Source organism: Paludibacterium sp. B53371, assembly GCF_018802765.1.
Classification (GTDB): Bacteria; Pseudomonadota; Gammaproteobacteria; order Burkholderiales; family Chromobacteriaceae; genus Paludibacterium.
On record NZ_CP069163.1, the window covers coordinates 719,476 to 731,829 of the forward strand.

The window sequence follows — 12,354 nt, forward strand, 5'->3', positions numbered from 1 at the left end:
GAACCTATTCGAACAGGCCGACAATGCCTTCCAGTCCGCAGGCGTTCAAGGCGACATCGGCCTGAGCCCGTACCACCGGTTTGGCATGAAAGGCAACGCCGATGCCGGCCTCGGCCAGCATCATCAGATCATTGGCGCCATCGCCGACGGCCAGTACCTGATGGGCCTGCAAGCCAAGGCGCTCGCGCATGGCAACCAGCAGGTCCCGTTTGGCACGGGCATCGACAATCGTGCCGGTCAGCCTGCCGCTGAGCTTGCCATCGACGATTTCCAGCTGATTGGCAAAGGTATAGTCCAGCCCCAAACGCTGCTGCAGACGGTCGGTAAAGTAGGTAAAACCACCGGAAACCAGCATGAAACGCACGCCGTCGCGCTTGCAGGCGGCAATCAGGGTTTCTGCGCCGGGTGTCAACTTCAGGCGCGTCTGATAAACCTGCTCCAGAGCGGAGGCATCCAGCCCGGCCAGCAAGGCCACCCGTTCGTTCAGTGAGGCGGAGAAATCCAGTTCGCCACGCATGGAGCGCTCGGTGATGGCCGCCACTTGTGCCTTGAGGCCACACATGTCGGCAATTTCATCAATGCACTCGATGGTGATGAGCGTCGAATCCATGTCGGACACGATCAGCCCCAGATCCGCAAAGCGCATGCCGGACGGCAGCCAGGCGGCATCCCAGCCCTGCGTTTCGCACCAGGCCAGCACCGCCTGGCGCCGGGCTGGATCGGCCTGCAACAACCGCGCCCGCCCGGGCGCCGTGCGCTGTACGGAAGCGGTGCCGCTCAGCGTGGCCAGGTGCGTCAGCCCCGGCTCGTCCAGCGCCGCCGGAGATTGAATCACCAGTGTCAAAGTGTCAGCAGTCATCGCGAGGCTTATCGGAATTGTTCTTTGTTAACCGATGATTATTGCATAGCCTGTTGGGGTGGCGGCGAGAAAAATCACCGAATCCGGGTCAGTTTGTGGGTCTGCAGTGACAGCCGCCAGCGCGGATGCGCCAGGCAATAGTCGATGGCGGCCTGCAGGTTGGCGGCAGCCTCCGGCCCATCCATCGGTTGCAGGTACCAGAACTGGAAGTCGAGCTGCTCGAATTCAGTCGGCATGGCCGCGGGCTGCGGGAAGACCAGTTTCAGCTCGCTGCCGCTCGTCTGCTTCAACGGGGCTCCCGCCTTGGGGCTGACACAGATCCAGTCGATGCCGGCGGGGGCAGCAACCGTGCCATTGGTTTCAACGGCGATTTCGAAACCCTGTGCATGCAGGGCGTCGATCAGTGCGGTATCGAGCTGCAGCAGCGGTTCGCCGCCGGTACAGACCACATAGGGACGACCCTGTCCGTGGTCGGGCCAGGTGGCTGCAATGCGTTCGGCCAGCGCCCCGGCCGTGGCAAACTTGCCGCCATCCGGCCCGGTGCCGACAAAGTCAGTATCACAGAACTGGCAGATGGCCTGGCTGCGATGCCGTTCCTTGCCACTCCAGAGGTTGCAGCCGGAGAAGCGGCAGAACACGGCCGGACGACCTGCCTGTCCTCCTTCGCCCTGCAGGGTGTAGAAGATTTCCTTCACGGTATACATGCCAGTCATCCTTACAGCAGCGGCCAGCGCATGTCGTGATGGAAGGTGAGCGAGACCCCGCGTTCGGCCGTATCGTACAGATCGATACGCGCCAGCTCCGGCACCAGCGGGGCCAGGTGGACATGCACCCACTCGGCGACCGAGGCGCTCTTGCCGTTGCGGATGCCCGACAGGCGGTCCAGCGGGTTGTGGTCGAGCTGGCGGTAAACCGGCTTGAAGCGGTCCTTGACGTCACCGAAGTCCAGCACCCATCCCATGGTACGGTCCAGGTCGCCGGTCAGCATCAGCCGGATCAGGTAGCTGTGGCCGGTATAGCTGCCGTCGCCGTTGAAGGGCACGGCACTTTCGAAGCGCTGCTCCTTCCAGATATTGAAGCGGTGACCATCATACTGACTGCCGGCGCTGTGGGTTTCGCGCACTTCGACCCAGGCCAGGCCCGGCAGCGTGTCACGCAGGCGCTCGAACAGCCATTTGGCCAGGACTTCGCTGGTCGGGTTGTCCAGTCCCTCGATCTCGTTCAGGTAGTGATGCTGCAGGCGGGCGTACAAAGGTTGCCAGGCGGCTTCCATGCCGGCGTGGTCGCAGGTTCGGGCATCGGCAAACAGGCGGACGCCGAATTGATGGCCGTGCAGGCGGCCACATTTGTGGCCAGCCGGGACCTGGGGCAACTGGTGTGCCGCTTCGAAGGCGACGTTCAGACTGAGCAGGGCCTGGCCATTATCGACCAGGGCACCGCAGCGGGCCGAGCTCTGCAGCGCCAGCGTAACCGGGCTGGAAATGCTGTCGGCCAGATACTGGGCGATACCCAGATCGTCCGGTGCCGCAAGGGTCTCGTTGATCTGGGCGTAGTTGAGCGGGGCGACGGCATTGGCCAGTGCCGCTTCCAGCGTGGCCTGATCGGTATGGGTGGCATCGGCGCGCGCCAGGGCGCGGAAGCTGTGGCCATGCGGATTGGTCAGGCGCGGGTCGCTGGCACCGGGGATGCGGCGTGCGGCCTCGAAGCCGGTGGCTGCAAGCAGGAATGTGGTATGCATATCAGTGCTGTCCCGTGCGTTCGACCAGCGGGTCGGCGATGCCGGCTTCGGCAAAGCCGCGGGCACGCAGGCGGCAGGCGTCGCAGACGCCGCAGGGCGGTACGCTGCCGTTGTAGCAGGTATGGCTCCAGGCCATGGCTTCCATGGCACCGACTTCCTGCGCCAGATGCACGGTTTCAGCCTTGGTCAGGTACATCAGCGGGGCATGCAGGCTCAACGGGGCATCCATGCCGAGGCGAATCGCCAGTTCCAGCGCCTTGAGCGTGTTCTCGCGACAGTCCGGATAGCCGGAGTAGTCGGTCTGAGCCACGCCGGTCACGATGTGCTGCATGCCGCGGGTATAGGCCAGGGCGGCGGCAAAGGTCAGGAAGATCAGATTGCGACCCGGCACGAAGGTGTTGGGCAGCGCAGCCTGCTGCGGCGCGTCGTCCGTTTGCGGCACGATGCTGTCATCGGTCAGGGCATTGCCGCCGATGGCGCCGAAGGTGTCGATCGGCAGGACGAACTGCTCGACGCCGGCCATGCCCGCAATCTTGCGGGCACAGTCCAGTTCGATGCGATGACGCTGGCCATAGTCGAAGGTGACGGCAGCGACGTTGTCCTGGCCGAAACGGCGAATGGCCCAAAACAGGCAGGTGGTGGAGTCCTGGCCGCCGGAAAGGACGACCAGTGCTTTTTCATTGTTTGGTTTCATGCTGGTTCCATCGATAAACAGTCGAGGTCGCGGCACACGGGATCGGTCTCACCCGGCGCGGCATTCGGACGCGCCGTTGCGCGCCCACAGGGCCCCGCAGGGGCCTCAGGCAACCGCGTATTGTAGCTGTTTTCGCATGAAGCGACCAGAAACGGGCGGCAGGAAGCGTCTGATGCCCGCACTGGAGGGCAAACATGCTACTTGCATCATGCCGACGGCTGCCCGTACCCTCTATTTATGGATCAACCTCACATTTGTTTCATCCTGCACGGACGCCGCAGTCCGGCACATCTGCCCGATCGCTTGCTGCGCCAGTTCTCGCGCCACTTCGTGGTGCACATCCACATCACGACCTCCGGCCTGCGCGCCGAAGAAGTGGCTTGCCTGGCGGTGACGCAAGGGTGCCATTATGTGGTGGCGGTGGGGGGCGACGGGACGGTGCACGAGATGGTCAATGGTGTCATGCGTGCACCGGAGGCGCTGCGGCAGCAGGTGACACTGGCCATTCTGCCTTTCGGTACCGGCAACGATTTTGCCCGTTCGCTGGGCATGAATGCCTCCGTCTCGCGTCTGTATCGGCTGATCCGCCGTGACAGCACGCGCCGCCTGGATCTCGGGCGCATCGTGATGCCGACCGGCGAGGCGGGCAGTCGCTACTTTGCCAATATTGCCTCGCTGGGCATCAGTTCTGCCGTGGTAGATCGCGTCGCCCGTTTTCCGCGCTGGCTGCCGGCCGGGCTCGCCTATGGACTGGGCACCATGCTGGCGCTGCTGACCTGGCGCCCGGCACGCATGCGGCTGGTACTGGCGGATGGTTCGGTGCATGAAGAGGCCATGATCAACCTGTGTCTGGCCAATGGCCGCTATTTCGGTGGCGGGCTGGGCGTGGCGCCGACCGCACAACTGGATGATGGCGTGCTGGAGATCGTCATGATCCGCAATGCCTCGGTGGCGGCCTTCCTGCGCTTCATGCCGGTGCTGCACAAGGCTCAGCGGATCGATGATCCCCGGGTGTGTTATCTGCAAAGCAGCCGGGTCGAGGTGCGTACCGATCCGCCTGGTTGTCCGCTGGAGGCCGATGGGGAAAAAATCGGTCGCGAGCCGGTGACCATTGACCTGCTGCCCGGCGCCTTGTGCTGGGTGGTGCACGACCGTCCGCGCTGATCAGTCGGCTTTTTGTGCACTGGACAGGGTCAATTGCAACAGCCGCTGCTGTTGCGCCAGAAAACCCTGCTGACGCAGTTTTTCCAGTGTCAGGGCATAGCGGCTGACCAGCTTGCGATCGCTGCCGGGCGAAAAGGCGATACCCAGTGGCGAGGCCAGCTCGGGCAGCGGCAGTGCCTGCCTCAGCATCTGGGGGTTGAGTCCATTGCTGCGTGCCAGATGAATCAGCACATCACTATTGTTGGCGGGTAGCAGGTCCAGCCGGCCGGCCAGCAGTTTGCGCAGATTCAGCAAATCATCGCTGCCATATTGCAGTTCGCTGCCCTCCTGAAATCCCCTGAGCAGCAGATAACGGGTCTTGAAGTCATCCCGCAACACGCCGATCTGCCGATGGCGTGCATCGTCCAGCGTTTTCAGTTGCAGATCGCGACGGCTTTTCAATTGCCACAGGGCCACGTTATTGCTGGCGATCGCGCCGACCCAGGCAAAATTGCCGGCGTGGGCATCGATCTCGCTGAGCGAAAACAACAAGACCCCCGGTGTTTGTCTGGCCAATTGATAGCTGCGAGCCCACGGCAGGAAATGGAACACCAGTTTGTCGCCGTTCTGGCGAGCCAGCTCTTTCGCCACATCGACGGCATAGCCGCCAGGCAGCCCCAGGCGCGCGGACTGGAACGGCGGCGATTCCGTAGTGTAGGCGTCGATGGTTTGACCGTAACAGGCCGTGAACCAGCTCGCCAGCAGTAAACCGTGCCAGAAAGAGCGCATCAGCAGGGAGACCTTCCGAATAGGAGGTGGCTGGTGTTTCCAGTCTAGCGCGAGTTATCGTCGATGCCGAAAAAGTCTTCAGGCGACCTGCAGGACCTGCGTGGTCAGTGTTTGTGGCATCTGCGAGCAGTGAAACGCGGCCATATCGAGCAGTTCGCGCGCCAGCAAATCGCCAGCCTTGTCCTGATCGTAGCTGCCAGAGGCCAGTAGTGCGCCACCAAACACCTTGCGCAAGCCGGTGCGCAGCGCATCGGGCACCTGGTGGCCATAGCGCCACTCCGGTTCGACCAGACGCAGATAGGCCAGGCCACGTGCCTGGGCGGCCGCTGCCAGCTGCAGAATCGCATCACTCATGTCGATGCTTTCCAGTCCCCTGAATACGCCGACAGGAGACAGTGCCAGACCCAGCCGGGCTGCCGGGCACACCTGCAGTACCGCATCCATGACCTCCAGCACCAGGCGCACACGGTTTTCCACGCTGCCGCCATACATATCCTGACGTTGATTGCTCTCGGCAGACAGGAATTGATGCAGCAGATAGCCCTGCGCAGCATCGATTTCGACCAGATCGGCACCGGCTTCGAGCGCCATGGCGGCGGCGCGGCGGAAGTCATTCGGCAAGTCGGCGATTTCGGCCAGCAGCATGGTGCGTGCCTCGCTGCACAGGGTTCTCAGGATGTGGCCCTGGCTGTTCTCGATCGAGGTGAAGCTGGCAGCCTGTCCTGCAGTCGGCGCGATCGGCGCGACGCCATTCGGCTGCAGGCTTCGGTGTGATACCCGTCCGGCATGGGTCAGTGGTAACGCCAGCAGGCAACCCTGCTGATGTACACGCTGAATGAGGGCTTGCCAGGCTTTTTGTTGTGTCGGGTCATACAGACCTGGCATGCCACTGCGGGCATAGCCGGTCAGATTGACGGTGGCACTGCTGGCCAGCACCAGGCTGGCCGGGGCAAAGGCGGGGCCTTCGCCGTTTGGTACGCCACGCGCATCGGCGCGGAAGGCTGGGTGCCCCGAGTTGAGGGCAATGCGATTGGCTGCACGGACGGCACCAATGTGCAGGGGGGTATTCAGACTGATCGACTGCATGACTGACTCCTTCGGACGGGATGCGTGACGCATCATTCAAGATGGATGTCAGTCTAGGAATTCAGGCAGTGTTGCAGGATCAGACAAATCCCAATTGATTGAAAATGATCAACAATTGACGAGGCGGGGTAGCAGGGGCGGCGGTGCCGCCCCCTTGAGGATTACAGGGTCGGGTAGTCGGTGTAGCCTGCGGCACCGCCACCGTAGAAGGTGGAAGCGTCCGGGGCATTCAGCGCCGCGCCTTGCTGCAGGCGTTCGGCCAGATCCGGATTGGCGATGTAGCTGCGGCCGAAGGCCACGGCATCCACATAACCCTTGCCGATCATGGTTTCAGCCTTGCTGCCATCATAGCCGCCGGCAGCGATGATGACCCCCGGGTATTCGGCACGGACGGCCGCGCGGAAGGCTTCGGTCAGTGCCGGACCACCGGCCCAGTCGGGCTCGGACAGATGCAGGAAGGCCAGCTTGCGCTTGGCCAGTTCCTTGACCAGGTAATGCGCCATTTCTTCCTGGCCGACATCGGACAGACCATTGAAGATACCCAGCGGGGAGATGCGGATGCCAACCCGGTCTGCCGACCATTCGTCCACCACCGCATCGACGACTTGCAGTACCAGGCGGGCACGGTTTTCGATGCTGCCGCCATAGTCATCCGTGCGCTGGTTGGCTTGCGGCGACAGGAACTGTTGCAGCAGATAGCCGTGGGCGGCATGAATTTCCACCAGATCGAAGCCTGCGCGGCGCGCGTTGTCGGTGGCGCGGCGATAATCTTCCAGCAGATCTTCGATTTCCGAACGTTCCATGGCGCGCGGTTCGTCGCAAGGGACGCGTGCCAGTCCGCCATCGGCCGTGCGGATATTGGTGTTACTGTCGGCACGCAGTGCCGAGGGCGCCAGCGGCGCTTCGTTGTCCGGCTGCAGCGAGCGATGCGAGATTCGCCCCGTATGCCACAGTTGCAGCGCGATCAGCCCGCCTGACTGGTGGACGGCCGCGGTGACCGGCTGCCAGGCCTGTACCTGGGCTTCGCTGTAGATCCCCGGCGCACCGGCATAGCCTTTGGCGGTCGGGGAAATATGGGTCCCCTCGGCGATCAGCAGGCCGCCGCTGGCACGCTGGCGGTAATAGTCGACCGCCAGCGCGGTCGGCGTGTCACCCGGCTCGGTGTTGCGCAGGCGGGTCAGCGGCGCCATGACGACACGATTTTTCAGGGTGACGGCACCGACTTGCAGCGGTGTGAACAGCTTGTCAAAACTCATGCCATTTCCTTTCGGATTATTGATCGAAACCGAAACCCTGCTGGCGCGCCACCACGGCGGTCAGCGGGAAGTAAACCGTTTTGTAGGTCTGGGCGGTGTTGACCGACCAAGGTTGTCCATCCAGACGGCCCTGCGATTGCCAATACTGTTGCAATGTCTCGTCATAGGCGCGGATCGACGGGGCAATCACGCTGCTGTCGTAACGTTCGTGGTGGACGAAGCTGACACGCGGCAGGCGCGGCTTGACGCTGCCATCCTGCTCGACATGGCCGATCACCACCCCCGCAATGGCCAGGGTGCGCGGCGGCAGATCCAGCAATTCGATCATGGCCTGCGGATCGCGGCGAATACCGCCAATCGGCACCACGCCCAGGCCGGCCGAACGGGCCGCGGTCATCAGGTTGCCCAGCGCAATGCCGGCATCGACGGCGCCGACGGCAAAACCTTCCACGCTGTTGTGGATGGCCTGGGATTCACCCGCCAGCTCGGCGCCAACGGCGGTCTTGTGGAAGTCCATCACGACGGCGACAAAGACCGGGGCCCGGGCAATCCAAGGCTGGCCACCGGCAATGTCGGCAATTCTGGCGCGCCGTGCGGCATCCTGTACGACCACCAGCGAGACTTGCTGGCCATTGATTGATGTCGGCCCATGCCAGGCCGCGTCGAGAATGGCATCCAGCAACGCCGGATCGATGGGTTTGTCCTGATAGCTGCGCACGCTGTGGTGCTGGTGCATTTGTGCAAGTGTCGGGTTCATGCAGGCTCCGGAAGTATTTGATTAGACTGGTCGTCTAGAGATGGAGGCTAATGTACTAGACCGGTCGTCTAGTTGCAAGTGATTTGTTGGTCTGTGCTTAGAACGGCCCGTTTCTTGTGTTGGCGCAAGTCTCAATCTATCTAAACCGATCATATTCAAAGGGTGCAAGCAGCAGTGCGGCACAGAACAACCTATATAGAAAACAGCCCCTGTCTGTATCCGTCTCTACCATTCCACCCCTGGAGGGGAGTTCATGAGCCGACTCGATCACATGAATGTCCGGACACGTCTTGGTCTGGCGTTGATGACTGCCTTTGTCTGTTTGCTGGCTTTCGCCGCCTTCGCCCTGATGAATATGCGTGAATCGCAGCTGAATGCTCATCACGTGCGTATCCGCAATATTGTCGATGGTGCCGCCGGGATCACCAATTTCTATGTCAAGCAGGCTCAAGCCGGCAAGATGACTCAGGCCGAGGCTCAGCGCCAGGCACGCGAAGCCCTGCGTGACCTGCACTACGATGGCAACAACTACGTGTTTATTTACGACTTTGACGGGCGTGCCGTCATGGTGTCCGGCAATCCCAAGCTGGAAGGCAAGGTCATGCTCGGCAAGACCGACGTCAAGGGGTTCAAGCTCTGGGATGCCATTGTCTCCACGGCGACCGGGCCGGGCTCCGGTTATCTGTCCTACTGGTTCCCTCGTGCCGGCAGCGATGTGCCGCTGGAAAAACTGGGGTATATCCAGGCCGTGCCGGAGTGGCACTGGGCCATCGGCACCGGGGTGTATGTTGATGATGTCAACGCGATGCTGTATGCCGAAGCCACGCGCTACGGTATCGGTATCCTGATCAGTCTGTTGCTGGCCGGTACCGCCGGGGTGGTGGCGTCGCGCAGCATCGTTCGCCAGCTGGGGGGCGAGCCCCTGGCACTGATGGGCATCATGCGCCGTGCCGCAGCGGGAGATTTGTCGACCGACTTCGAGGTGAAGGGCGGAGACCAAAGTGTGCTGGGTAATCTCAAGTTGATGCTGCAGGGGCTGGCATCGCTGGTGCGTGAACTGGGGCAGGTTTCGGCTGGCCTGGAACAGAGTGCGTCCACGGTGGCCACCGAAACCAACCGGGTCCTGGCCATGGCCGGGCATCAGGCCGATAGCGTCAGTTCGATGGCTGCCGCGATGGAGCAGATGACGGTTGCCGTCAATCATATTGCCGACAATGCCCGGGACAGCGAAGGGGACTCCCAGGCAGCCGCCGAGCAGGCAAAAAGTGGTGAGGAACGCGCCCTGTCGGTGGTCAGCAAGATTCAGGAAGTGCTGACGACCTCGCGGGGCGCCACCGAGAGCGTCAGTGGTCTGGTCTCCCGGGCCGATCAGATTGGCACCATTACCGCCGTGATCAAGGAGATTGCTGCCCAGACTAATCTGTTGGCGCTCAATGCCTCCATTGAGGCGGCACGGGCCGGCGAGCAGGGGCGTGGCTTTGCGGTTGTGGCCGACGAGGTGCGCGGTCTGGCTGAACGCACCGCACGCGCCACGGTGGAAATCGAGCAAATGATTCACGGCATCCAGCAGGAAACCCAGACGGCAGTGGTCATGCTGCAAGGTTCGGTACCGCAGGCGGATGAGGGGGTTGAGCTGTCGAACGGCACGGCCCAGCTGCTGCAGCAGATCCGCAGTGGCATGCAGCTGGCCCTGGCCCGAGTGCAGGATGTGGCGGCTTCTACCCGGGAGCAAAGTCTGGCCAGCTCCAGCATCGCCCAGCAGGTCGAGATGATTGCTTCGGGGGTCGAAGAGACCCGGGCATCCATGGCGCGCACTGCCGACCAGGTCGCCAGTCTGGAGCAACTGTCTCATACCCTGCAGGAGAGCGTATCGCGTTTCCGCTTGTAGTCGGGTAGGGTGGGTTTGCAATGTTGTTGTCATGTGATAGCTTGCCTGCATGACTGATCAAACGTTGCTGAGCCTGCTCTCCTCTCTGGAGTGTGCCTTGCATCGGCCAGAGGATCCGGCGCAGCCGGGGGTGCTGGCCGCCTTGCTGCATGGCGATTTTCTCGAGTTTGGCCGCTCCGGCGGCCTGGTGCGGCGAGTTGAGGCCTTGCCCTGGCTGTCGGGGGCCTCTGTCCGCCGAGAGATCGTGGCCTGTGATTTTGCCCTGCAGTGGGCGACCGAAACCGCTGCGCTGCTGACCTACCGTTCCAGTGAGCGGGATGAGCAGGGGCATGTGGGGCGTCATACCCTGCGCAGCTCTTTGTGGCTCAAGGGGCCGCAAGGCTGGCAAATGCGTTTTCATCAGGGCACGCCGACCAGCGCCGGGGGGGGAAATGCTGATTCATGAGCCTCCCGTGCCAGTCTGTGATGCGCTGTGTCTGCGGCAGCTGGATCGATGCCTGGTTCCGTCTGCTGTCGGACGAGCGAGTGACCAGGCACACCAGTTGAGCCCTGGCCTCGAGTCGCGATCTCGATCCTCTGGTGCAGGATTGCCTGGCCACCACGCCGGATTCTCCGATCCGTTTTGCCGTGCTGCGGCAAGCCGACCAGGCGCTGGTCGGCACCATCGGCTTTCACACGATTTCCTCGCACCATGGCACGGCGGAAATTGCCTATGAGTTCGCAGCAGAGGCCTGGGGGAAAGGCTGGGCGAGCGCCTGCTGCCAGGCCGTGACTGAGTGGGGGTTCCGGCTGCGCGGCTATGGGCGCATCCAGGGTACCGCGCTGGAGAGCAATCCGGCATCCGCCCGTGTTCTGCAAAAATGCGGTTTTGTCCTGGAAGGCCGGTTGCGCCATTTCCGCCGGGTGCGCGGTGTCCCCCGCGACTATCTGCTTTACGCCCGTCTTGCTGATTCCCCGATCATTTGAGTACCGTCTTGGTCGCCGCATCTGGCCTGCACGGGTCATGATGAATGTTTTATTTCGACGGTATTCAATATTTAATTAGAGTTTTTGCTTTTTTTTCGATTTCTTGTCTTTACTGAACTGTCTTCCAGCTAAGTATTCTCGCGGAGGCGAAATTTACATGCAAATGGTATGGTCTATGCCCGGCCATGCCTCTGCCTGGCCGGTTTCTCAGAATCTGGAGCAGGATGTTGCATGAAGGTCGCTATCCTTGGCGGCAGCGTGTTTCTCGGCAAACGCATTGCCCGATATTTTTCGCAAAGAGGGCATGAGGTCACGCTGGTCAACCGTGGCCGACGCCCGCAGGACAAATGTCGTCAACTGGTGGCGGATCGCCATGATCCGCACGCACTCCAGGCCGTGGCCCCCCAGCTGGCCGATACCGATCTGCTCATTGATACCTGCTGCTATACCCTGAGGCAGGCGCGTCTGGCCTGGGAAATCCTGGCGCCCCATGTCGGGCACTGGGTGCATATCAGTTCCGCCTCGGTCTATGCCGATGAAGCCCGGGCCCCGTACCGGGAGGTCATGCTGCGCAATGGTGGCAGCGCCTGGGGCAGCTACGGCAGGGAAAAGGCAGAGATTGATGCCTATTATCAGGTACAGGCCCATCGCAGCAGCCGTCGGGTCAGCGTGCTGATCCCGCCCTATCTCTATGGTCAGGGCAATCCGCTGGAGCGGGAAACCCTGTTATGGGGCCGCATGCATGCCGGCAAGCCGATCTACATGCCCAACGAAGGCAATACCTGGCTGCATTTCATTGAGGTAGGCGAGGTTGCGCGCATCATTGATCAGCTGCACAAGTTGCCGACCGGGTTCCTGGTGCTCAATTGCGGTTCGCAGCAGGGAATGATGCGCATCATCGACTATGTGGCGCTGCTGGCTGGTGTGGCGGATCTGCAGCCCGAGGTGATCATGGTCGATACCGCGCGGCGCAAGCTGCAGGCGCGCGAATTCTTTCCCTTTCGCGATCTGGACTTGCGGCTGGATCTGTCGCGCATGCAGCAGTTTCTGCCCGACTTTGTCGGCGCCTCGCTGGCCCTGACGCTGCCGGCCATTCACGATGCGCTCAGCCCGCGGCTATTGATGCAGATGTGGCAGGGGCACCCGCTGTTCGAGTTCAAGTAGCACGGCAGCCCATG

13 protein-coding genes and 1 pseudogene are annotated in these 12,354 nt (G+C 62.2%); 5 read left to right on the forward strand and 9 right to left on the reverse strand.

The annotated features are described in order from the left end of the window. Positions 1 to 4 precede the first annotated feature (4 nt). From serB to queC, 5 genes and pseudogenes are all read right to left on the reverse strand, one after another. Complete coding sequence (gene serB / locus JNO51_RS03450) at positions 5 to 859, reverse strand: phosphoserine phosphatase SerB (RefSeq protein ID WP_215781392.1); 855 nt, start codon at positions 857 to 859, stop codon at positions 5 to 7. A gap of 74 nt (positions 860 to 933) precedes the next feature. Beyond that, complete coding sequence (gene queE / locus JNO51_RS03455) at positions 934 to 1,563, reverse strand: 7-carboxy-7-deazaguanine synthase (protein WP_252346173.1); 630 nt, start codon at positions 1,561 to 1,563, stop codon at positions 934 to 936. Between the two features lie 11 nt (positions 1,564 to 1,574). After that, positions 1,575 to 1,847, reverse strand: a complete 273-nt coding sequence (locus JNO51_RS17480; protein WP_371822930.1) for a 6-pyruvoyl tetrahydropterin synthase family protein — start codon at positions 1,845 to 1,847, stop codon at positions 1,575 to 1,577. A 96-nt stretch (positions 1,848 to 1,943) separates the two neighbouring features. Beyond that, positions 1,944 to 2,270, reverse strand: a pseudogene (locus tag JNO51_RS17485) (6-pyruvoyl tetrahydropterin synthase family protein); the annotation flags it as partial. 328 nt (positions 2,271 to 2,598) lie between these two features. Next, positions 2,599 to 3,291, reverse strand: a complete 693-nt coding sequence (queC, locus tag JNO51_RS03465; RefSeq protein ID WP_215781399.1) for a 7-cyano-7-deazaguanine synthase QueC — start codon at positions 3,289 to 3,291, stop codon at positions 2,599 to 2,601. A gap of 237 nt (positions 3,292 to 3,528) precedes the next feature. Here queC and JNO51_RS03470 point away from each other — a divergent pair, with 237 nt between their 5' ends. Then, a complete protein-coding gene (locus JNO51_RS03470) occupies positions 3,529 to 4,455 on the forward strand; it encodes a diacylglycerol kinase family protein (protein ID WP_215781401.1) in 927 nt (308 codons plus the stop codon). On the opposite strand, the gene JNO51_RS03475 is transcribed toward JNO51_RS03470, so the two are convergent. The 4 genes from JNO51_RS03475 to JNO51_RS03490 all read right to left on the reverse strand — a co-directional run bounded on the left by JNO51_RS03475 (position 4,456) and on the right by JNO51_RS03490 (position 8,322). Continuing rightward, positions 4,456 to 5,223, reverse strand: a complete 768-nt coding sequence (locus tag JNO51_RS03475) for an ABC transporter substrate-binding protein (RefSeq protein WP_215781404.1) — start codon at positions 5,221 to 5,223, stop codon at positions 4,456 to 4,458. 78 nt (positions 5,224 to 5,301) lie between these two features. Beyond that, entirely contained in the window at positions 5,302 to 6,309 is a 1,008-nt protein-coding gene (locus tag JNO51_RS03480) for an alkene reductase (RefSeq protein WP_215781406.1), read from the reverse strand. A 161-nt stretch (positions 6,310 to 6,470) separates the two neighbouring features. After that, on the reverse strand, positions 6,471 to 7,565 hold the full coding sequence (gene nemA / locus JNO51_RS03485) for an N-ethylmaleimide reductase (RefSeq protein ID WP_215781408.1): 1,095 nt from the start codon (positions 7,563 to 7,565) through the stop codon (positions 6,471 to 6,473). Positions 7,566 to 7,581: 16 nt separating this feature from the next. Further along, entirely contained in the window at positions 7,582 to 8,322 is a 741-nt protein-coding gene (locus JNO51_RS03490; RefSeq protein ID WP_215781410.1) for an NADPH-dependent oxidoreductase, read from the reverse strand. A gap of 253 nt (positions 8,323 to 8,575) precedes the next feature. On the opposite strand from JNO51_RS03490, the gene JNO51_RS03495 reads away from it, so the two are divergent. The 4 genes from JNO51_RS03495 (at position 8,576) to JNO51_RS03510 (ending at position 12,340) form a co-directional block, all read left to right on the forward strand. Further along, positions 8,576 to 10,210, forward strand: coding sequence for a methyl-accepting chemotaxis protein (locus tag JNO51_RS03495; protein WP_215781412.1), 1,635 nt, complete (start codon positions 8,576 to 8,578; stop codon positions 10,208 to 10,210). Positions 10,211 to 10,259: 49 nt separating this feature from the next. Continuing rightward, positions 10,260 to 10,655 carry a DUF4440 domain-containing protein gene (locus JNO51_RS03500; RefSeq protein ID WP_215781415.1) on the forward strand — a complete coding sequence of 132 codons (396 nt, stop codon included), beginning with the start codon at positions 10,260 to 10,262 and terminating at the stop codon, positions 10,653 to 10,655. A 134-nt stretch (positions 10,656 to 10,789) separates the two neighbouring features. After that, the gene (locus tag JNO51_RS03505) at positions 10,790 to 11,176 is read left to right on the forward strand and encodes a GNAT family N-acetyltransferase (protein ID WP_215781417.1); all 387 of its coding nucleotides are present in this window, start codon (positions 10,790 to 10,792) and stop codon (positions 11,174 to 11,176) included. 231 nt (positions 11,177 to 11,407) lie between these two features. Continuing rightward, entirely contained in the window at positions 11,408 to 12,340 is a 933-nt protein-coding gene (locus tag JNO51_RS03510; protein ID WP_215781420.1) for an NAD-dependent epimerase/dehydratase family protein, read from the forward strand. Positions 12,341 to 12,354 lie beyond the last annotated feature (14 nt).

Coding starts and splice junctions, on each gene's coding strand:
- JNO51_RS03475 (WP_215781404.1), bottom strand. CDS start 5,223: ATGCGCTCTTTCTGGCACGGTTTACTGCTGGCGAGCTGGTTCACGGCC.
- queE (WP_252346173.1), bottom strand. CDS start 1,563: ATGTATACCGTGAAGGAAATCTTCTACACCCTGCAGGGCGAAGGAGGA.
- queC (WP_215781399.1), bottom strand. CDS start 3,291: ATGAAACCAAACAATGAAAAAGCACTGGTCGTCCTTTCCGGCGGCCAG.
- JNO51_RS03490 (WP_215781410.1), bottom strand. CDS start 8,322: ATGAACCCGACACTTGCACAAATGCACCAGCACCACAGCGTGCGCAGC.
- serB (WP_215781392.1), bottom strand. CDS start 859: ATGACTGCTGACACTTTGACACTGGTGATTCAATCTCCGGCGGCGCTG.
- JNO51_RS03470 (WP_215781401.1), top strand. CDS start 3,529: ATGGATCAACCTCACATTTGTTTCATCCTGCACGGACGCCGCAGTCCG.
- JNO51_RS03500 (WP_215781415.1), top strand. CDS start 10,260: ATGACTGATCAAACGTTGCTGAGCCTGCTCTCCTCTCTGGAGTGTGCC.
- JNO51_RS03510 (WP_215781420.1), top strand. CDS start 11,408: ATGAAGGTCGCTATCCTTGGCGGCAGCGTGTTTCTCGGCAAACGCATT.
- JNO51_RS17480 (WP_371822930.1), bottom strand. CDS start 1,847: ATGCTGACCGGCGACCTGGACCGTACCATGGGATGGGTGCTGGACTTC.
- JNO51_RS03480 (WP_215781406.1), bottom strand. CDS start 6,309: ATGCAGTCGATCAGTCTGAATACCCCCCTGCACATTGGTGCCGTCCGT.
- nemA (WP_215781408.1), bottom strand. CDS start 7,565: ATGAGTTTTGACAAGCTGTTCACACCGCTGCAAGTCGGTGCCGTCACC.
- JNO51_RS03495 (WP_215781412.1), top strand. CDS start 8,576: ATGAGCCGACTCGATCACATGAATGTCCGGACACGTCTTGGTCTGGCG.